This window comes from Coriobacteriia bacterium (assembly GCA_013334745.1).
GTDB lineage: Bacteria > Actinomycetota > Coriobacteriia > Anaerosomatales > JAAXUF01 > JAAXWY01.
The window spans coordinates 1-20,231 of sequence record JAAXWY010000042.1 but is presented as its reverse complement, the minus strand read 5'-3'; the positions used below and the strand labels follow the sequence as shown (position 1 = coordinate 20,231).

15 protein-coding genes are annotated in these 20,231 nt (G+C 65.4%); 1 reads left to right on the top strand and 14 read right to left on the bottom strand.

Features of this window, described 5'->3' with window-relative positions; genetic code table 11:
- The 14 genes from HGB10_09810 to ychF all read right to left on the bottom strand — a co-directional run.
- A partial coding sequence (locus HGB10_09810; GenBank protein ID NTU72098.1) for a CBS domain-containing protein occupies positions 1-601 on the bottom strand: 601 nt, incomplete at its 3' end.
- Positions 602-640: 39 nt separating this feature from the next.
- Positions 641-2,911 carry a UvrD-helicase domain-containing protein gene (locus HGB10_09805; GenBank protein NTU72097.1) on the bottom strand — a complete coding sequence of 757 codons (2,271 nt, stop codon included), beginning with the start codon at positions 2,909-2,911 and terminating at the stop codon, positions 641-643.
- Between the two features lie 72 nt (positions 2,912-2,983).
- Positions 2,984-6,070, bottom strand: a complete 3,087-nt coding sequence (locus tag HGB10_09800; GenBank protein ID NTU72096.1) for a hypothetical protein — start codon at positions 6,068-6,070, stop codon at positions 2,984-2,986.
- A gap of 160 nt (positions 6,071-6,230) precedes the next feature.
- On the bottom strand, positions 6,231-6,437 hold the full coding sequence (locus HGB10_09795; GenBank protein ID NTU72095.1) for a hypothetical protein: 207 nt from the start codon (positions 6,435-6,437) through the stop codon (positions 6,231-6,233).
- A gap of 148 nt (positions 6,438-6,585) precedes the next feature.
- Positions 6,586-7,383 (bottom strand): 3-deoxy-7-phosphoheptulonate synthase, encoded by a 798-nt coding sequence (gene aroF, locus HGB10_09790; GenBank protein NTU72094.1) that lies wholly within the window; start codon positions 7,381-7,383, stop codon positions 6,586-6,588.
- Entirely contained in the window at positions 7,383-7,664 is a 282-nt protein-coding gene (locus tag HGB10_09785; GenBank protein ID NTU72093.1) for a chorismate mutase, read from the bottom strand. The genes aroF and HGB10_09785 overlap by 1 nt, the downstream gene beginning before the upstream one ends.
- Positions 7,665-7,777: 113 nt before the next feature.
- On the bottom strand, positions 7,778-8,992 hold the full coding sequence (locus tag HGB10_09780; protein ID NTU72092.1) for a D-alanyl-D-alanine carboxypeptidase: 1,215 nt from the start codon (positions 8,990-8,992) through the stop codon (positions 7,778-7,780).
- Positions 8,993-9,030: 38 nt separating this feature from the next.
- Complete coding sequence (locus tag HGB10_09775) at positions 9,031-11,436, bottom strand: PAS domain S-box protein (protein NTU72091.1); 2,406 nt, start codon at positions 11,434-11,436, stop codon at positions 9,031-9,033.
- A 91-nt stretch (positions 11,437-11,527) separates the two neighbouring features.
- Complete coding sequence (locus HGB10_09770) at positions 11,528-12,481, bottom strand: glycosyltransferase family 2 protein (protein ID NTU72090.1); 954 nt, start codon at positions 12,479-12,481, stop codon at positions 11,528-11,530.
- A gap of 49 nt (positions 12,482-12,530) precedes the next feature.
- Positions 12,531-14,090 carry a glutamine-hydrolyzing GMP synthase gene (guaA, locus tag HGB10_09765; protein ID NTU72089.1) on the bottom strand — a complete coding sequence of 520 codons (1,560 nt, stop codon included), beginning with the start codon at positions 14,088-14,090 and terminating at the stop codon, positions 12,531-12,533.
- Between the two features lie 6 nt (positions 14,091-14,096).
- Entirely contained in the window at positions 14,097-15,269 is a 1,173-nt protein-coding gene (locus HGB10_09760) for a GuaB3 family IMP dehydrogenase-related protein (protein NTU72088.1), read from the bottom strand.
- A gap of 267 nt (positions 15,270-15,536) precedes the next feature.
- Positions 15,537-16,211, bottom strand: a complete 675-nt coding sequence (locus HGB10_09755) for a hypothetical protein (GenBank protein ID NTU72087.1) — start codon at positions 16,209-16,211, stop codon at positions 15,537-15,539.
- Positions 16,212-16,287: 76 nt separating this feature from the next.
- Complete coding sequence (locus HGB10_09750; protein ID NTU72086.1) at positions 16,288-18,072, bottom strand: PAS domain S-box protein; 1,785 nt, start codon at positions 18,070-18,072, stop codon at positions 16,288-16,290.
- 17 nt (positions 18,073-18,089) lie between these two features.
- Positions 18,090-19,172 (bottom strand): redox-regulated ATPase YchF, encoded by a 1,083-nt coding sequence (gene ychF, locus HGB10_09745; protein ID NTU72085.1) that lies wholly within the window; start codon positions 19,170-19,172, stop codon positions 18,090-18,092.
- Positions 19,173-19,283: 111 nt separating this feature from the next.
- Between ychF and HGB10_09740 the strand changes: the two genes are divergently transcribed.
- A partial coding sequence (locus HGB10_09740; GenBank protein ID NTU72084.1) for a glycosyltransferase family 4 protein occupies positions 19,284-20,231 on the top strand: 948 nt, incomplete at its 3' end.

The window sequence follows — 20,231 nt, the reverse complement described above, 5'->3', positions numbered from 1 at the left end:
CTCCGGCCTCAAGGCCCGCGGGCTGCGTCCGGACGCGGTCGCCGACCACGAGCGTGTCGCCGTGCTCGATGCGCGCCGCCACCGAAGACGGCTCGGCGGCACCCACTATCACGTCGCCGGCGATCTCGGCCGAGCCGTCGCCACACGCAAGGCGCGCATCGAGCACGTGAGCGAGCGCGGCCACCGTGACGGGCATGCGCTGGAAACCCGCGATCTCGATCTCGTCGAGGTAGCGTTCAGCGAGAACGCGCTCGCTCACGAAGCCGGCCGCACGGCCGGCTTCGTCGACGACGGGCAGGCCGCGGACACCGCGCTCGCGCATGAGGCGACCGGCCGACAGCATCGGCTCGGCCTCGGCGATCGTAACGGGCTCGGCGGTCATGACGTCGCGCACGCGCGTCCGGACGTGCGCGATCTCCTCGGGGATGGCGACGCCGAAGCGCTCGAAGACCGCGAGCGTCTCGCGCGGCATCGGCCCGAGGCGCGCGGGCACGTAGACGTTCTCGGGATCGGTGAGGTTCTTGAGGTGGGCGTAGGCCACCGCCGAGCATACGGAATCGTTGTCGGGGTTCCTGTGGCCGAACACGAGGATGGGGCCCATGGGTCCTCCTGGCTGGGTCGTGCGGCGTCGGTGCGGGTGCTAGCTCTTGATCTTCACGATAGGAGCGTACCCGACCAGCAGCTTCTTGGTATCGCCCGTGCGATCGAATCGGATCTCGAGCGCGTCTCCCTTGACCGTCACCACGCGCCCGCGCCCGAACGCCTTATGGTCGACGAAGTCACCCACCGCGAACGTCTCGGTGGGGGTCTGAGGCTTCTTCGACGACGTGCCGGAGCCAAACCCGGTGCCGGTGAGCCTGGGCGTCCCGCCGCCGAACACACGACCACCATCCGCCGAGCCACCGCCGCCCGAGCCATGCCCGAAGCTACCGCGCCTATCCCCTCGCTTCTCAAAGCCGCTACCGCTCAGGCCGAGCGACCCGACTCCGGATGCCGCGACGTGCTCGCTCGGAATCTCGCCGATGAAGCGCGACGGCGGGTTGTGCTGCGTCGAGCCCCAGATGCTACGGGAGTGCGCGTGACTCAGGTACAGCCGCTCGCGAGCACGCGTGATCGCGACGTACGCGAGGCGGCGCTCCTCCTCCAGGCCTGAGCCGTCCGAGTCGAAGATCGAGTTCTGGTGCGGGAAGATCGACTCCTCGAGACCGGCAACGAAGACGACCGGGTACTCGAGGCCTTTAGCGGTGTGCACCGTCATGAGCGTGACGTAGTCGTCACCCTCGCCGATCGAGTCGAGGTCGGTGCGCAGCGCAAGCCACTCCATGAACGCCGGCAGGTCGGGCTCCTCGTGCGCGGCGGCGAACTCCGCGACGACACCGTAGAACTCGCGGATGTTGTCGGCACGACCCTGCGCCTCATCGGTGCGCTCGGCTTCAAGCGCCTCGACAAGCCCGCTCTTGGTCACGATCATCTCGACCACGTCGCGCAGGTCGCCCTCCATCGAACGCAGCTCGTCGACGAGCGCGACGAATCCGGCGATGGCAGTTCGCGCTCCGCTGCGGTGGATGTCGTCATCGACGGCTACGCGCAGCGCGTCCTCGAAGCCCACGCCACGCTCACGAGCAACGGCGTCCACGCGCTCGACGGTCGTCGCGCCGATGTTGCGCTTGGGAGTGTTGATGATGCGCTTGAGGCTGATCTCATCGGCGGGGTTCACGACCGATTTGAGGTAGGCCATCACGTCGCGAATCTCAGCGCGGTCGAAGAAGCGTGTGCCGCCAACGATGCGATACGGCACGCCGGCGCGCAGCAGCGCGTCTTCGAGCTGTCGCGACTGGGCGTTGGTGCGGTAGAAGACGGCGAAATCGGTGTAGCGCCGATCCTCAGACCGGGAGAGCTTCTCGATCTCGCCTGCGATGAAGCGGGCCTCATCGCGCTCGTCACTTGCGAGGTAGCTCGCGATCTTCTCGCCCTCAGCGTTGGCGGTGAACAGCGTCTTGGGCTTGCGGTTGGGGTTGTTCGCAACGACCGCGTTGGCGGCGGCGAGGATACGCGCGGTCGAGCGGTAGTTCTGCTCAAGCTTGACCACGACAGCTTGCGGGTAGTCCTGTTCGAACTCGAGGATGTTTCGCAGGTCGGCCCCGCGCCACGAGTAGATCGACTGGTCATCGTCGCCCACGACCATCAGGTTCTTGTGGGCGGCCGCGAGCAGGTTGGTGATCCGATACTGCGCCTGGTTTGTGTCCTGGTACTCGTCGACGCTCACGTAGCGAAATCGCTGCTGGTAGGCTCGCAGCACGGTGGGGTGCTCTGAGAGGAGCAGGTAGGCGTTGAGCAGCAGGTCGTCGAAGTCCATCGCGTTGGCCGCGCGTAGGCGGGACTGATACCGCGGGAAGACCTGTGCAGCCTTCTTATCCAGCGGCGAGACCGCCTTGGCAGCGAACTCCGATGAGATGACGAGCTCGTTCTTCGCCGCCGAGATCCGGTGCTGCATCCCGTTGACGGGATAGTGCTTCTCGTCGATCTCGAGCTCGCGCATGACCTCTTTGAGCATGCGCTTGGAGTCGTCCTGGTCGTAGATGGTGAAGTTGCGACTGAAGCCGAGCAACTCACCGTCGGCGCGCAGCATCCGCACGCACATCGCGTGGAACGTGAGCACCCACATCGAGCGCACGCACGATCCGCACAGGCCCAGCAGGCGCTCGCGCATCTCGGCGGCGGCTTTGTTCGTGAAGGTGATGGCGAGGATCTCGTGCGGGCTGACTCCGAGGTCGCCGATGAGGTGCGCGATGCGGAAGGTGAGGACGCGCGTCTTACCGCTGCCGGCACCCGCGAGCACGAGCAGCGGGCCCTCAGTGGTAGTCACAGCTTGCCGCTGCGCGGGGTTGAGTGAGGTGAGATCGATAGCCATAGCCGAGGTAGTGTAGCACGCAAAACCGGCCCCCGAGGGGGCCGGTCTGAGGTCCGTACAGGCGGTCGAAGGCTACTTCACGACGACCTTGAGATTGCGGCTGTAGGCGGCGTTCGAGTAGCTGTCGGCGGTGACCGCCCAGCGCCAGTAGCTGGTGCCGCGCGCCACGAACTTTCGGGTCCACGACGGCTTGCCCGAACCGCTGTTGAGCTTGGCTGCAGTGACCCACTTGCGGCCGTCCCAACGCTGCACCGTGATTGGACGCCCCGTGAGCGGAAGCGGTGCGCCAAGTGCGTCGGCTCCGCGCGTGATGACGCTTGAGAGCTTGAGTCTGGTGCCCGAGCGGATGGTCTTGGTGGTGCTCGGAGACATCGTGAGCGCCGGCGACGCCTTGACCCACACGTTGATCGTGCGCGTGACCGGGAAGCCCGCGTTGTCGGTCGCGGTCACCGTGAGCGCGTTATTGCCGAGCTCGTAGGTGGTCAACGTGAACGCCGAAGCATCGACGTCCGTATCGGCGCCCCTAAACGAGTAGCGCATCGCGTCGACACCGGACCCTGTATCGGTCGCCGCAACGTGGACGGTCGCCTTGTTCGAGTAGACGGACGCCACATCCGAGATGATCTGCGGTGCGCTGCGGTCGAGCATCACGGACAGCGTCTGCGTGGCCTCGGTGCCGAAGCCATCGGTCGACCAGAAGGCGACGTCTGTCTTGCCCTGCGCGCTGATGGTGATCGGCGAGAGGTCGAGGTAGAGCGTCGCGGCCTGCGTCGTCGCTCCGGAGAGCGTATAGAAGGTCAGCGAGCCGGGCGTCGCCGTCATCGTGACCTGCGCGCTCGCAGCGTCGGTCCACATGGTGGCAGCCGAGGCGGGCAGCACGCTCGCGGCAGTCACAGGAACGTGCACGTCCATCGACGCCGAGAGGTACTCGACGCCGGCCGACGGCGCGAAGCGTACGCGGAAGATTCGGCTGCCGACGATCGTGCCGGTCGGGATCGAGAACGCGCCCGACGCATCCGGCTTGGCGGTCGCCACCGTCCCCCAGGTCGAGCCACCGTTGGTGCTCACCTGGAGCGCCACCTCTGCACCCGGGATTGCGACACCCTCGACGCCGAGGAGCGAGCCGGTCGCGGTCATTCCCTCGCCGAGCGCGGGCCCTGCTCCGAGCGTGGCATCAAGCGTGGCGGTAGCGGACGCCGCCCACAGCTTCGCCATGGTCAGGCCGGCACGAGCGTACGTGGGGTTGTGCAGTCCGCCAGAACCGTCGGAGACGACGAAGTCGACGTTCTGGGCAGCGTGCTGCAGCATGCTCCAGCGCGCGGCAGGCAGTGCGCTCGCCGCACCACCCGACGGCTGCGTCGCGATGAAGCTGAGGTAGTCGGTCAGTCCGTAGCTCTGTGCGAGTGCGTCAAGCGCACCGGTCGCCTCGGCGGAGACCGTCGCGATGGCAGCCCGCTTCTGGTCGATCCAGGTCTGGAAGTCGGCGCGCGTGAAGTCCGCTCCGGCTTCGCTGTGGCAGGTCGCCACGCACGACTCGCCGTTGGGGCGCAGCTTCCAGCGCGCGGCATCGCCCGGCTCGACGATGTGGAAGCGGTGCGACATACGCGTCCCGGTGGGCGAGCCGTTGTCGTTGCTCGGCATGCCCTCCTTGTGCGTGCGAGGCATGTGGCAGTCGTTGCACTCGACGTGCGGCATGTACTCGCCGGAAGGACCGACACCCCACATTCCGCCGAGACCGTCCTCGCCGCCGGCGCCGCCCGTGACCATCTCACGCTGCGGATGGCGGGTACGCGTGTTGGCGGAAGCCCGCGTGTACTCCTTGCCGCCGATCGTCTCGTACTGAAGGCGCTGCTCGAGCATCTCGAACTGCCAGTTGTGGCAGTCGCCGCAACTGACCTCCTTGCCGTTGCCCCACTTACGCATGCTGTCGTAGCCGCCGCCCTCTTTGAACTCCACGTGGCCGGTGTGGCACACCATGCACGAGATGCCCGGGTCGGCGGTCTCGATCAGGCTCGCCGTGGGAAACGTCGGAACGATGCGCGTGCCAGACGGCGACTTGGCATCGATGCGGTTGAGGAAGCCGAGCCCGGTGTGGCACTTGAAGCACTTGGTATCGCCGCCGGCCGCCGTCGTCTTGACCGCATTGTTGACCGGATCGGCATGACCCTTGTCTCCGCCGTAACCGGACGGCGCCTTGTTCACGAGCCACTCGTTGTAATACGAGTGCCGCATGGAGAAGTTGGCGCCGTTGGGGAGGAACTTGGGCTTTACCGTCGTCTCACCGCTCGCAAGGCGCATGATCGCACCTTCGGTCTCGACTACGGTCGAAGGCGTCAGGTACGCCGAGAGGGTCGTGTCGGTGGTGTAGCCGTTGGGGTTGCCGAACGCCGCCCCGCTCACGTTGCGTTGCGGGGTCGTGCCGGCCACGTGGCACTGCCCGCACACCTGGGCCTTGAGGATCTGGTAGCCGCCCACGACGCCCGGTACACCGTTCTTGTGACCGTTCGGGTTCTTACCCGAGCCGTGACAGGCTTCGCACTGGATGCCCCACTCGCTGACGCTCGTGGGAGTGCTCGTGGTCTGAATCACGCCATTTGGCAGTGTGTAGGACGCGTTTGCCGGCCGAGTCGGACCGACGTTGTGGCATGAAGAGCAGCTCTGGCCATAGACGCTGTTGCCGAGCTTGGTGGTCGAAGCCTCCCACGCCGCCTCTTCGATGAGGTAGATAAGCGGGCTCCAGACCGGCAGGTCATCGGCGGGGACGACCTTTGTCGACAGTTCGCTGCCGGACGGCCCGATGTACTCCAGGAAGCCCTCGTGATCGCCCAGCTGCAGGTACATGTCGCGCGGGCGAAGGGTGATGCTGCCGGCGAACGAGCTGATCAGCGGCCAGAAGCCGGAGTCGGCAGCGGGAACGAGCGCCGAGGGGTTAGCCCTCAGGTCGGTGACCATGCTGCTGTGAGGCGAAGGCTTGTCGGCAATGGAGCGGTGACACCCCTCTTGGGCGCACGCCTCCTTGCCGGCGTACCACAGGCCGTACGGGTTGGCGGTCTGTGTCCCTCCCCCGCCGGTGACCTGGAATGCGTGGGCAACGACAGGTGCCGTGACCATGATTGCGAGTGCGATGGTCACGACGATCGCGGCAGGCGAGCGCTTCATCCATACCCCCGGGGTCGAACTCCAGCAGATCAGTCCCAAGACAGAATAGTTGACCGCGAGCGTCGATGCGGCCGACCAAGTGAACAATCGGCGTGCGGAGGCCCGAACTTGAACAGTCGATGCAGGAATCTCGGGCTGCGCTGAACCCGGGCGCGAGCGCTCAGTCGACGAACTTGATCATCTTGAAGCCGCCATCGGCCTTCTTCAGGCACGAGTTGTGTGTGACGCGACGCTCTCCGCGAGTCATCTGCACGTTGCCGCATTTCTCGCACACGACACGATGACATACGGTGCAATCGCCGAGCCGCCGAGTCTCAGAGGCTCCGCAGTACGGGCATGATCGATTGAAGACGCCCCCGTCGGTCACACGCGCTCCCACATCGAGCGGTCAGGAGGCGGGGCCTCTCGTCATGACCGCGTCGAATCACGCCGTCGGGCACTCCCCGCCACCATCATCTTCTGCATGGGGAGTCCGTAACCTGCATGGCTTTGCCGAGTAACCTGCCGAGTGGCGGCTAGCGAACCTCGGTCCCCACGGCGGAGGCGACCGTGCGTAGGTCGGCGACGAGGGTCGCGAACTGGTCGAGATCCAGCGACTGAGGGCCATCACACAGCGCCTCGCGGGGGTTTGGGTGAACTTCGACCATGATGCCGTCAGCACCGACGGCGACCGCGGCTCGGGAGAGCGCCGGCACGAGATCGACCTGGCCTGCGGGGTGTGACACATCGATGATGATCGGAAGCAGTGACAGCTTCTTGACCACCGGCACGGCCGTGATGTCGAGCGTGAAGCGGTACGCCGTTTCGAAGGTGCGGATGCCACGCTCGCACAGGATCACGTTCTCGTTGCCGAACATCGTGATGTAGTTGGTCGCCTGCAGCCACTCCTCGATCGTTGCGGCCATGCCGCGCTTGAAGACGACCGGCTTGCCGCTCTCGGCGGTGACCTCACCGATCTTCTTGAGCATGCTGAAGTTGGCCATGTTGCGGGTGCCGACCTGGAGCATGTCGGCGTACTCGGCGACGACCTCGGCGTGGGCCGAGTCAGTCACCTCGGTTACGACGAGCAGGCCGTACTCATCGGCGGCCTCACGAAGGAGCTCGAGACCCTTGTGCTCGAGGCCCTGAAACGAGAACGGCGAGGTGCGCGGCTTGTAGGCACCACCGCGCATGACCTTGATGCCGAGCTCGGAGAGGCAGGCTGCGACTTCACGCATCTGTTCGCGGCTCTCGACCGAACACGGCCCCGCGATGAGGGTCATCCCGCCATCGCGGGCGACCGCACCGATGGCCGGCGCGTCCTGAACCGACATCAGCCCCTCATCTCCTTGGCGACGTGGAGGATGGCTTCGTAGATCTCGCGAAGGTCGTCTGCGAAGAGCGGACCCTCGTTGCACTTGGCGACGTTGACGAAGATCTCTTCCTCGCGCTTCGGGTCGTAGAGACCCTGCCGCGCCTGCGGCTTAAGCGCACGGATATCGAGCGAGCACTGAGCGCGCTCGTTCAAGAGCCGGACGAGCTGGCAGTCGATCTGATCGATTCGCTCGCGGATCTCGGCGATCTGACCCTGCGCGTCGAGGTTACTCTCGGACATCACATGCCCCTTTGCTTGACGATCGGACACACGCCCTCACGGCGGTTCACGCATTGTAGACCGAACGGGGGTACTGCGGGAGAAGCGTGACCGTAGACGGCGCGATGTGCCGGTCAGATGGTGGACGCGAGTGCGACAAGCACGCGGCGCGACAAACCACCCAGACGATCTCGAATCGAGAGTGCAGGCGCGGGCGCCTCAGCGGGGGCCGGCGGTGGGGGCGGTGCCGCTGCCGTCGCGACGTCGCTGTCTGCGAGAAGCGCGACGGTGGCGAGCAGCTTGCCGTCCTGCCAGACCTTCACAACGCCGAGCTGGTCCCCGCGCCGTATCGGAGCGGCGACAGTCGGCAGGATGCTCTCCTTCGTGATGGGGTAGCCGGTCGCGATGATGGCTCGCGACGCCTCCTTGGCGGCGTGAACGGTCACGCTCGGCACCGTCCCGCTCGTGATCGCTGCGGCCCCCATCGTCGTCGTGGTCGACACGACGCGCCGCCAGCGGTAGCGCTCGAAGCCCCAATCGAGGAGCTTCCGCATCTGCGAGAAACGCGCGTTCTTTGACTTGGCTTTGAGCACGACTCCGACGAGCTCGAGGTTGCCGCGCTTGGCGGCGCCCACGAAGCAGTATCCCGCCGCGTACGTGAAACCGGTCTTGACGCCCTCGATACCCCGATAATGCCCGAGCATCTCGTTAGTCGCCTTGAGGCGCTTGGGCTTTCGGGCCGGTCGCGTGAGCACGACCGACTCCATGAGCACAGTCTTGCGCAGGAACGGATCGGCCATGACCTTGCGCGCGGTCACGCTCAGGTCGCGCGCACTCGAGATCTCGCGCTTGCTCAGCCCGTGAGGATCCACGGCACGCGTGTGCGTGAGTCCGATCTCGGCGGCCTTCTTGTTCATGAGTGCGACGTAGGCCTTCTCGCTGCCCGCGATGTGGATGGCGAGGGCAGAAGCGGCATCGTTGGACGACGCGACCATCGTGAGCTGCAGCAGCTTGCGAACGGTGACCTTCTGGCCCCTGACGAGTCCAACGCCGTCTTCCGTGCGCGCGGACTTCGCCGGAATGGTCACGACGTCGTCGAGCTTGGCCCGGTCGCGCGCAACAAGAGCGTTGAGCATCTTGATGCAGCTTGCGACGTGGCGCTCGGTCTCGCGGCTCTTCGACCAGAGCTGCTGGCCGCTCATGGTCACGAGCGTCGCGGATGGAACCGTGACGGGAGGGTTCTTCGTGACCGCGTACGCTGCCGCAGGCTGACCCGCAAGGAGCGCCAACGCGCATGCGAGCGCCACCGTGCGCATACCGATGCTGCCATCGAACCGACGAGCTGCCACAGGCGCCCTCCTCCTCGAGGAGTATACAGCCGCAGCCGTCACGATGCGCTCTGCGAGGCCCCCGGCGCTTCTCGGCGGGCGTTCTTGATCGCGTACATCCTGGCATCGGCCGACTTCTCGAGTTCGTCGAGTTCTGGCCGGGTGCTCGATCTCGACCATGCGAAGCCGCTGCTCGCCTCGACGAGATAGGGACGATCGTTCGTCGCGTTGAATAGCTCGAGGGCACTCTGCAGACGCTCATCGAGACGTCTGACCATGTCTGCATCGGGCGTCTTGACCAGCACGAGGAACTCATCGCCGCCGATACGCGCGATTAGGTCGGCCGACCGCAAAGCACGCGATAGCACTCCCGAGGCATCCTTCAGTGCCCGGTCACCCTGAGCGTGCCCGAACTCGTCGTTTATGGACTTAAGCCCATCGACATCGCAGTAGATCAGCCCGATTCCGATGCCCTCGGCGGCAGCCGCGGCGAGGACTCCATCTGCCAGCACGTCATAGGCGCGACGATTATAGAGTCCTGTCAGCCGGTCGGAGTTTGCGGCCTCCTCGAGCTCAGCTGCGTGCGCGAGCTCGGAGAGCTTACGGCCGGTGATGTCCTGCAGCACGCCCACGATTGCAATCGGCCTCCCGGAGCGGTCGCGCTCAACCCGTCCGTTGGTTGCCATCCAACGGGTCTCACCGTCGGGTCTCGTCACCCGGAAGTCGATTGTCGCGGCATCGGTCCCCCAAGGCTCCAGCAGGTCATCGACCATGAACGGCTCGCGATCGTCAGGGTGCACGTAGTCGATGAAGCTGCCGATCTCGTTGCCTGGTCGGCTGGCCGGGTCGAACCCGAGCACCCGCTTGTACTCATCGGACCACTCGCCTTGGCCGGTCACGAGGTCCAGCCGCCAACTGCCCACGTGCCCGATCGACTCCACCTGGGCCAGTCTGGCGCGCTCGGCTGCGATGACGAGCTCGGCGCGCTTGCGCTCAGTGACGTCCTGGATCGTGCCGAAGACGCGTTTGGTCGAACCGGCACCATCCGCTTCGCACTCGGCAAGCATGTGAATCCAGCACTCCGCCGGGTCTTCGCCGCAATTTGCCCTGCACTCGATGTCGACTCCCACACACCGGTCGATCGAGTCGCGTAGTTGAGCCTCGACCCAGTCACGGTCATCCCTGTGGATGGCCGTGAGGAACAGTGCGAGCGTGCCGTGGCCATCACTCGCATTATCGACCAGACTCGAGAGTATCGGTGAGCCGCTCCAGCAATCCGCGCGAGGGTCGTACGCAAAATGGCCGAGCCGAGCGATGCGCTGCGCCTCCCGAAGCCAGTATTCGCTCTCACGCAATGCGTCCTCGGCCTCACGCGCATCCGTGACGTCGTAGCCGAACACCGCAATCTGGACGACCTCACCGCGGATCTTGACCGGTGCCAAGGAGTTGAGTATCCGGCGACCATCGCGCTGATCCTCAAACGAAACGGGCATACCGGTGGCTGCGACCTGCGCGATGTACTCCCGACGCTGCGACGCAAGTTCGGGCGGTACGAAGTCGTAGATGCTCCGACCGATCATGAGCGCCGGATCCTCGGCACCAAGCCGCCGGGCGGAAACCTCGTTGAGCGCGATGATCGTGCCGTCCAACTCAAGGAGAAACGCGGACTCAGTGATCGCGTCGAGCAAGGAGTCCAGTGCGAGCGTTCGCTCGAGCACTGCGGACTCCGCATCGCGGGTCTCCGTTACGTCCTGGATGAACCCGTGAACCTCGATCGGCACGCCATCAGCGTCGTCGACCCGCTCGGTGGTCGCCAAGATCCAGCGCATGCCGCCCTCAGGAAGCATGACCCGATACGTGACCGACCCGAATCCTGTGCGCTCGGTCTCCATGACCTGCTGCTCGAACGAGGCACGATCGGCGGGGTGGATGACCCCCTGTATCGCCTGCATCATGCTGCCGTGCACCTGCGCCGGGTCGACACCGTGGAGGCGACAGGCCTCGTCGCTGACACTCGCTTCACGGTTCACCAAGTCGAACCGCCAGTTGCCGATGTGACCCTCGGACTGAGTACGAGCGAGCAGCGACCGCTGATCCGCCAGATCGCGCACCCGAGCGCTTCGGGTGATGTCTCGGACCACGCTGATGAGCGCTCGTTCTCCGCTCTTCTCGACCGGCGCGGAACTCACCTCAACGAGCATGCGTGTGCCGTCCTTGCGGCGGTGACGGGCCTCGAAGTAGACACCGCCGTGCAACGCCTGCTCGACCTGGCGGTCCACGAGATCGACTTCATCGGAATCGCGTATCTCGAGAACGGTCATGCCGCGGAACTCATCGATCGAGTAGCCGTACGTGCGCAGAGCGGACTCGCTCACGTCCAGAATCCGCTTGTCGGGCGACACCAGGAAGATCATGTCGCCGAGACGAGCGGATACATCCCCCAAGTTGATGTCGGAAAGTAGCATGCGCCCCCCTCAGACACCCAGCCGACACTCACTGAGAAGTGAATACCCACTCGCGGCCCGCGTGCTGCGCTGTACCGCCTTGGCGAACGGGTCAGGCGAGGCGACCGGAAGCGCTTGGCACTCGCTCGCTCGTCTCGGCGACGAGATAGAGCGGGCGACGGCGCACCTCTGTGTAGATGCGCCCCATATACTCGCCGAGCGCCCCGATCGTCAGCAGCTGAATGCCGAACAGCATGAGCACCAGCACGACGATCGAGCTCCAGCCGCGCACCGTGGTGATGATGCCGGTGAAGCGAAAGACGATGATCGTCGCAACGCCGATGAACGCGGCGGCCGAAGTCACCACCCCGAGCCAGGTCGCGATGCGCAGCGGCCTGACCGAGAAGGACAGCACGCCATCGGCGGCCAGCTTCATCATCTTGCCGAGCGGATACTTCGTGGTTCCGGTCAGCCGCGGCTCGCGATCGAACCCGACGATCTCACTCCGAAAGCCGAGCCACGCGACCATGCCACGCAGGTAGCGGCTCTGCTCGGGCATCTGACCCAGGGCGTCGACCGCCTTTCGGCTCAGCAAACGAAAGTCGCCCACATCGACGGGGATGTCGACATCGGTCATCCGGCGAAGCAGGCGCGTGTACGCCACTGACGACGCCTTCTTGAATGCGGTCTCACCGTCGCGCTTTCGCCGTGCGGCGTACACGATCTCCGCACCCTCCCGCCATCGCCGGACCATCTCGACGATGAGCTCGGGGGGATCTTGAAGATCGCCGTCGATGGTTGTCACGGTGTCACCGCGAGAGAAGTCGTATCCCGCCGTGGTCGCGATCGGTTGACCGAAGTTGCGACTCAGCCGCACGAGGCGTACGTGAGAGTCGTCCTGCGCGATGCGCTGGAGGAGGTCCCAGGTCGCGTCTCGACTGCCATCGTCAACGAAGACGATCTCGTAGTCGTCGCCCTGAAGGTCCGCGAGCGCAGCGGTGCACCGTGCGTGGAACGCATCGACGGACTCGGCTTCGTTGAACACGGGGACGACGACGGAATGCAGTGCACGACCGCTCACGACGTCCCCCCTTCCAGCCTGCTACCCGAGAGGGCTACTCCCACTCGATGGTGCCCGGCGGCTTGCTCGTGATGTCGTAGGCGACACGGTTGATGCCGTCGACCTCGTTGATGATTCTGTTGCTCATCTTCGCAAGCAGGTCGTGAGGCAGGCGCGCCCAGTCAGCCGTCATCGCGTCAGCCGAGGCGACCGCTCGGATGATGATCGGGTGGCCGTAGGTGCGCTCGTCACCCATCACGCCGACGCTTCGGATGTCGGGAAGCACGGCGAAGTACTGCCACACCTCGCGGTTCTCGTCCCACGCGCCGATCTCTTCGCGAACGATGGCGTCGGCACGACGCAGCGTGTCGAGCTTCTCGTGCGTGATCTCGCCGATGATGCGCACTGCGAGGCCTGGGCCCGGGAAGGGCTGCCGGTGGACGATCTCATCGGGAAGGCCGAGTTCTGAGCCCACGGCGCGTACCTCGTCCTTGAAGAGCGCCTTGAGCGGCTCGATGAGGTCGAAGTGCACGCCCTCAGGGAACGGAATCAGGTTGTGGTGGCTCTTGATCTTGGCGGTCGCCTTGCCGCCGCGCCCGCCGGACTCGATGACGTCGGGGTAGAGCGTGCCCTGGGCGAGGAACTTCACGCCCTCAAGCGTGGTGGCTTCCTCGAAGAAGACCTTCCAAAACTCCTCGCCGATGATGTGGCGCTTGCGCTCCGGGTCGGTGACGCCCTCGAGCAGACCGAGGTAGCGGTCCTCAGCGCTCACGTGCACCAGGTCGATGTGGAACTGGTCGCGGAAGGTGCGTACGACCTGGCTCGCCTCATCGAGACGCAGCATGCCGTGGTCTACGAAGACGCAGGTGAGCTGGTCGCCTATCGCGCGGTGCAGGAGCGCGGCGACGACGCTTGAGTCCACGCCGCCGGACAGGCCGCAGATGACGCGCGCGTCACCGACCTGTGCGCGGATCGTGTCGACTGCGTCGTCGATGATGTTGACCATCGTCCACAGCGGCGCGATGCCTGCGATGTCGTGCAGGAAGGTGCGGATGATCTGCTGGCCGTGCTCGGTGTGCGCGACCTCCGGGTGGAACTGCGTCGCGTAGAGGCCCCGCTCGGGGTGCTCCATCGCGGCAACGGCGGTGGTTCCGGTGCGGGCGGTGACGACGAAGCCCTCGGGCGCCGTGCCCACGCTGTCGCGGTGGCTCATCCAGACCTGGCTGGTGTCCGGCAGGCCGTCGAGCAGACGGCACCCGGGCGCCGTGACCTCGAGCTCGGCGAATCCGTACTCGCCGATGTCGGTCTTGGGGATCTCGCCACCTAGGTGCAGCGCCATCTCTTGGATGCCATAGCAGAAGCCCAACACCGGGATGCCCAGATCGAGAATCGCGGGGTCCATGTGCGGCGCGCCCTCGGCGTAGACCGAGGCCGGACCGCCCGACAGGATGATGGCGGCGGGCATGCGCGCCAGCACCTCATCGGCGGTGATGTCGAACGGGACGATCTCGGAGTACACCCGCGCTTCACGCACGCGGCGAGCGATCAGCTGCGCATACTGCGCGCCGAAGTCGAGGACGAAGACGGTGGGCTGCGCGTCGTGCTGCTGGATCAACGTCACCTAGCGGCCCATCCCGACGCCCTGGGTGTTCTGGAGTACCTTGCCCTCGGTCTGCAGCGACGGGGCGACCATGACCTCGGCCTTCTGGAAGGTCTTGAGGTTCTCGTAGCCGGTCGTCGCCATCGAGGTACGCAGGCCGCCGAGCAGGTTGAGCGTACCGTCGTTCTGGTGTGCCGGGCCGAGGAGGATCTCCTCGAGTGTGCCGCGGATGCCGGCCTGGACGCGCGTGCCGCGGGGAAGGTCGGGGTGGAAGGTCGCCATGCCCCAGTGGAAGCCACGGCCGGGCGCCTCGGAGGCGCTCGCGAGCGGCGAGCCGATCATGATGGCGTCTGCGCCCACGGCGATCGCCTTGGCGAGGTCGCCGCCGGTGCGCATACCGCCGTCCGCGATGATGTGGCAGTACTTGCCGGTCTCCTCGAGGAAGCGGGTGCGGGCCGCGGCCGCGTCAGCGATCGCGGTCGCCTGCGGAACGCCGATACCGAGCACGCGACGCGAGGTGCATGCGTGGCCGGGGCCGACGCCCACGAGAACGCCGACGGCGCCGGAGCGCATGAGGTGCAGCGCTCCCTGGTAGCTGCAGCAGCCGCCGATGATGCACGGAATGTCGAGGCTCTCGACGAACGCGTTGAGGTCGAGCGGCTTGTCGTAGCTGCTGACGTGCTCCGCCGAGACGACCGTGCCCTGGATGATGAGGATGTCGAGTCCGCCGTCGAGGGCGGCCTGCAGGTAGCGCTCGCAGTTCTGCGGGGTGAGCGAGGCGGCAGCCATGACGCCGCCGTCCTTGATCTCGCGGATCCGCTTGGTGATGAGCTCTTCCTTGATCGGCTCCTTGTACAGCTCCTGCATCTTGGCGGTCGCCTCTTCCTTGTTGAAGGAGGCGATCTGGTCAAGCAGCGGAGCGGGGTCCTCGTAGCGGGTCTGGATGCCCTCGAGGTTCAGGACGGCGAGACCGCCGAGCTTGCCCATGGTGATGGCGAACGCGGGATCAACGACGCCGTCCATCGCCGAAGCGAGGATCGGAAGCGGGAAGTTGTACTCGCGATCCTTGAACGTGAACGTCCAAGAGATGTCGACGTCGCGCGGATCGCGCGTACGCCGAGACGGGACGATCGCGATGTCATCGAATCCGTAGGCACGTCGTGCCGTCTTGCCGCGTCCGATCTCGATCTCCATGCGGAAGCATCCTCCTCGTATGTCGTCACACCCCTTTGGGGCGCATTATCCCTGCTCAACCGAGGTGCGGCGCATCCCGGATACGACGAAACCAGGCAAGCGCCGCCGAGTGACCTGCGTGCGAGATGCCTGGTCCGATTGTGTGCTGCGATGGCCGGCTCGATGAACGCGGGCCGGAACTGAGTGCGCCTCGGTGTCCGTATTCTAGTGGAGCGGCGGCGGTTCGTGAACCGCTGAACGACAAGTAGTTCGCCGATTCGCTACCACTCACCAAATGATGAGCCCTACGGGGCTGAGGTCCTCATCAGAGGCGACATACAAGGAGTAGTCGCCCTCCTCGGATGCCCAAAGGTCGAAGCGATCAGTATAGGTGTCGCTTTGATATGGATACTCAGAGTCCGACGGCGCGTAGACCTCGTAGTCTATGTACTCATCAAGAACACACTCGTAGGTGGTATCCGCATCGAGGTAGACCGAGCCGCTCCACAAGAAGATGTCGTCGTACCCATCCGCATCGGTATCGATCGGCTCGAGGTACAGTTCGCCATCGTCAAAATGGAAGTCGACGCTCGTCTGCTTGCGAGTCGAGGTGCTGACCTTGTAGCCCGAACTCCCGCCGTAACGCAAGTACCAAGTCGCCGAACTCCAGGTGGGCAGGACCAGACTGAAGGTGACCTTACCCGAGGAGTTGGTCTTCTTGGATCCAACGCGTCGTCCGTTGCGGTAGAGGGAAACGGTCTTGCCCCTGAGGATCTTTCCGCCACGGGTCTTGAGCGTGCCGGTCAGACGGGGTGCGGAGTCGTAGTGCTCCGAGGTCGAGCTCAAGGATGCGATAATCTTGGTGCTGGTCTTGGCCATGGCCACCATAGGTGATACGACTATCATCAGCATGGCTAGACCGAGCAGGAGTGCAGCCGAGCGTGTACGGATTGTACCGTTCATCGAAATCGCCTCTCCCTCAATGAAGCGCACCCCGTGCGCGAAACATGACACTCCCCAAGAACTCCTACTTACCCGCTCAGGCCAACGCCTCAAACTTGAATCCGCCATCGATGACGCGCACGCACGCCGCCACGACCTCCGGATCGTAGCTCGTGCCCGAGAACTCCTGCACCTCTCGGGCGGCGGTCTCCATACCCAGCGCCGGCCGATACGGCCGATGCGAGCTCATCGCCTCGACCACGTCGGCGACGCTCAGGATGCGCACCTCAATCATGATTTCGTCTCCCGAGAGCCCATCGGGGTAGCCGGTGCCGTCCATGCGCTCGTGGTGCTGGACCACGACGTCGGCCAGCGGCCATCCGATGTCCACTTCGCCGAGAATCTCGTACGCCGACCGCGAATGTTGCTTGACGAGGTCGTACTCGAGTTGCGTGAGCTTGCCGGGCTTGCTGAGGATCTCGGCCGGAATCGATATCTTGCCGATGTCGTGCAGCTGGCCGGCGATGCGGACACGGTCCGCTGCCTCCTCGCCGAGCCCGAGCTCGAGCGCAAGCCGGTACGCGAGCTCCGCGACCCGACGCTGGTGACCCGCCGTGTACGGGTCGCGCAGGTCAACGGCGCGCGCCGCGACCGAGGTGATCGCCTCGATGTCCTTGTGTGCCCGGTCGAGTTCGCGAGTCCTCTCGGCCACCAACTCTTCGAGCCGACCGCGGTACTCCCCCAGCTCCCGCTCGACACGCACTCGCTCGGTGACGTCCAGGATCATTGCGACGATTGAGCGATCGCCGATGTGGAAGACGTGGGACTCAAACACCCCGTGTGTGTCGCCCGCATCGTATTCGACGACGCGGATGTCGCTTCCCCCCACGCGAGCGATCTGCCTGTTCTTCTCGGGAATGTCTGTCCCTGCGAGACCCGGCCACGCCTCTTCTATCGGAAGACCCGCTATCTTCGCGTGATCGACCTTCATCATGTCAACAGATGCACGGTTTGCGCCGTCGAAGATGAGCTGCTCGTCTGCGTCGAGATGATAGAAGTGCAGTGCGATAGGCGTCTGATCCACGACAGCGAAGTAGCGCGCCTGTATTTCGGCCAGCTCGGCGCGGGCCAGATTGCGCTGCGTGAGATCGCGAAAGACTGTCACGACAGCCCGTTGGCCCTCCCACCACGTGGGAGCACTCGTCACTTCTGCCTCGCGCGGCGTGCCATCAAGTGCCTGCAGAGTGACCTTCATCGGTCGCGAGATCGCGCCAGACTCAGCAACCTCACGAATTCGTCCTGCGATGTGCTCGCGATCAACGTCCGGCATCGCTGCCCAGATGCTCAGCGGCATCCCCTCGTGCTTGTCCAGGGCCAGAAAGCGGACGGCCGCATGGTTCACGAGCAGCGGCGTCTCGCCGTCGTGAACGATTGTGGGGTCAGGGGACATCTCGAACAGCTGCCGATAACTCTCTTCGCTACGCGTGACCTCGGCTTGCGCTTCGAGCGTCTCGGTGAGGTCGTTGACGATGACAAGAACCGCCTGACTTCCCCGGTACGTCGTGGGGGTCGCGCGGGCCTCGCCGATGAAGGAGCTTTCGTCGCTGCGCACGAAGCGTTCGACGAGTGCGCCGACCTCCTCGCCCGCAAGCATCGCGGTGGTCCGCTCGATGACGTCAGCTTGTGACTCCTCATGCACGAGTGAGAGCAGCGGTCGGCCCACCAGGTCCTCGGGTGAGTCGAATCCGAACACGGCGGCGCCCGCGGGATTCGCGAAGATGATGGTGCGGCCATCGTGAAGCGCCGTCGGGAGCGGTGACAGGTCGAACAGGCATCGGTACAGGCTTTCGCCCTCGTCCACGATCGGATCGCGGTCGACCATGAGGACCCCCCGGGAAGCTACACGTTGAACTTGAAGTGGACGACGTCGCCGTCGGCCATCACGTATTCTTTCCCTTCAAGCCGCATCTTCCCCGCCTCTTTCGCACCTTTCTCCCCACCGAGTGCCACGTACTCCTCATAACCGATGACCTCGGCCTTGATGAATCCGCGCTCGAAGTCGGTGTGAATCACTCCTGCGGCCTGAGGCGCTTTCGCCCCGACCGGGACGGTCCACGCTCGAACCTCCTGCACGCCGGCGGTGAAGTAGCTCTGCAGCCCGAGCAGGCCGTACGCCTCGCGGATAAGCGCGTTGAGTCCGGGCTCGGTCAGACCGAGCTCCGCAAGATACTCCGCGGCTTCCTCGGGCTCGAGGTCGGCGAGATCGGCTTCGACCTTGGCGCAGATCGGGATCGGCTTGACGCCATCGATGGGCGCGAAGTCATCGGCGACCTGTGACTCGTCGACGTTAGCGACGTACAGCATCGGCTTCATCGTGAGCAGGTGCAGATCGCGTACGAGCTCGCGCTCCTCGACGGTCATGTCGAGCTTGGCGGCACGATGCCCCTGGTCCATCCACTCCTGCAGACGGTGCAGCACGGCGACCTTCGCCTCGCCCGCCTTATCCTTCTTGGCCTCCTTCTCGAGACGCGGCAGCGCGCGCTCGATGGTGGCGAGATCGGCGAGCACGAGCTCGGTCCGGATCGTCTCGACGTCGCTTTCGGGGTTCACCTTGCCGTCGACGTGGATGACGTTCTCGTCGGTGAAGTAGCGAACGACCTCGCAGATCGCATCGGTCTCGCGGATGTTGGCGAGGAACTGGTTGCCGAGACCTTCACCCTTGGACGCGCCTGCAACCAGGCCTGCGATGTCGACGAACTCGACGACGGCCGGCAGCACACGCTGCGGGCTGACGATCTCTGCGAGCGCATCAAGGCGCGAGTCGGGCACGCTGACGAGCCCGACGTTGGGCTCGATGGTCGCGAACGGGTAGTTCGCCGCGACCGGCGAACCGTTGGCGCCGAGCGCCTTGCGGGTCAGTGCGGTATAGAGCGTGGATTTGCCGACGTTGGGCAGGCCGACGATGCCGAGCGAAAGTGCCACGAGTGAAACTCCTTGCTGAGGGGTGAGGATGCGTGCGCGAGAGTCGCCGCCTGTGTAAGCCAGTGTATTCTGACACACGGCACGGGGGATTTCCCATCGGTGAGGACGCGCATGCGTATCGGGTTCGTCGCAGACATGTACCTACCGCACGTCAGCGGGGTCACCAACCACATCTCGCTGTACAAGCGCTACCTCGAGAGCCTCGGCCACGAGGTCTTCGTGCTGACGTTTGGCGACCGTCACTACGAGGACGCCGAGCCAAACGTCGTGCGCTCCCCCGGTATGCCGTGGGGCTCGACCGGCTGGCGCTTCGCGCTGTCGTTCTCGCACGAAGCCCGCGAAATCGCCGAGTCACTCGACGTCATCCACGTCCACCACCCCTTCCAGAGCGGGCGCATCGCGGCTCCTATCGCCGCGCGCACCGGCGCGTTGCTCGCGTTCACGAACCACACGCGCTACGACCTGTACTCCGATGCCTATGCCTGGTACGTGCCGAGTGCCGTTCGCTACGCCTACCTACGCTCGTCCCTCTCCGGCTTCCTGCGCCGCTGCGACCTCGTGGTGGCTCCCGCCGCCTCGATCGCCGAGTGGCTTGCCGACTTCACCGGCTTCACCGGCGCGACGGTGATCCCCAACGGCATCGACACGGCTGCGTTCGCCGGCTCGACCACGCCCGTCCCCCGCTCCGAGCTGGGCTTCGCCGATGACGACGTCGTCTTCTGCTACGTCGGTCGCCTCGGTCCCGAGAAGAACACCCCGTGGCTCGCCGAGGAGTTCGCCGCGGCCGCCTCGAGCTGTCCACGCGCCCGGCTGCTCGTCGTCGGCGACGGACCGTCGCGGGCCGATGCGCGTGCGGTGCTTGAGCGCGCCGGCGTCGCCGAGCGGGCGCACTTCACCGGCATGGTGCCCTACGACAGTGTTCCCGACTACGAGGCGAGCGCCGATGCGTTCGTGACCGGATCCGTGAGCGAGGTGCACCCGCTGGTCGTCCTCGAGGCCATGGCGGCCGGCCTGCCGGTGGTCGCCGTGTCGTCTCCCGGGATCGCTGACACCGTCGAG

Coding starts and splice junctions, on each gene's coding strand:
- aroF (NTU72094.1), bottom strand. CDS start 7,383: ATGTCGGTTCAGGACGCGCCGGCCATCGGTGCGGTCGCCCGCGATGGC.
- HGB10_09800 (NTU72096.1), bottom strand. CDS start 6,070: ATGAAGCGCTCGCCTGCCGCGATCGTCGTGACCATCGCACTCGCAATC.
- HGB10_09755 (NTU72087.1), bottom strand. CDS start 16,211: ATGAACGGTACAATCCGTACACGCTCGGCTGCACTCCTGCTCGGTCTA.
- HGB10_09760 (NTU72088.1), bottom strand. CDS start 15,269: ATGGAGATCGAGATCGGACGCGGCAAGACGGCACGACGTGCCTACGGA.
- HGB10_09785 (NTU72093.1), bottom strand. CDS start 7,664: ATGTCCGAGAGTAACCTCGACGCGCAGGGTCAGATCGCCGAGATCCGC.
- HGB10_09750 (NTU72086.1), bottom strand. CDS start 18,072: ATGGTCGACCGCGATCCGATCGTGGACGAGGGCGAAAGCCTGTACCGA.
- HGB10_09805 (NTU72097.1), bottom strand. CDS start 2,911: ATGGCTATCGATCTCACCTCACTCAACCCCGCGCAGCGGCAAGCTGTG.
- HGB10_09775 (NTU72091.1), bottom strand. CDS start 11,436: ATGCTACTTTCCGACATCAACTTGGGGGATGTATCCGCTCGTCTCGGC.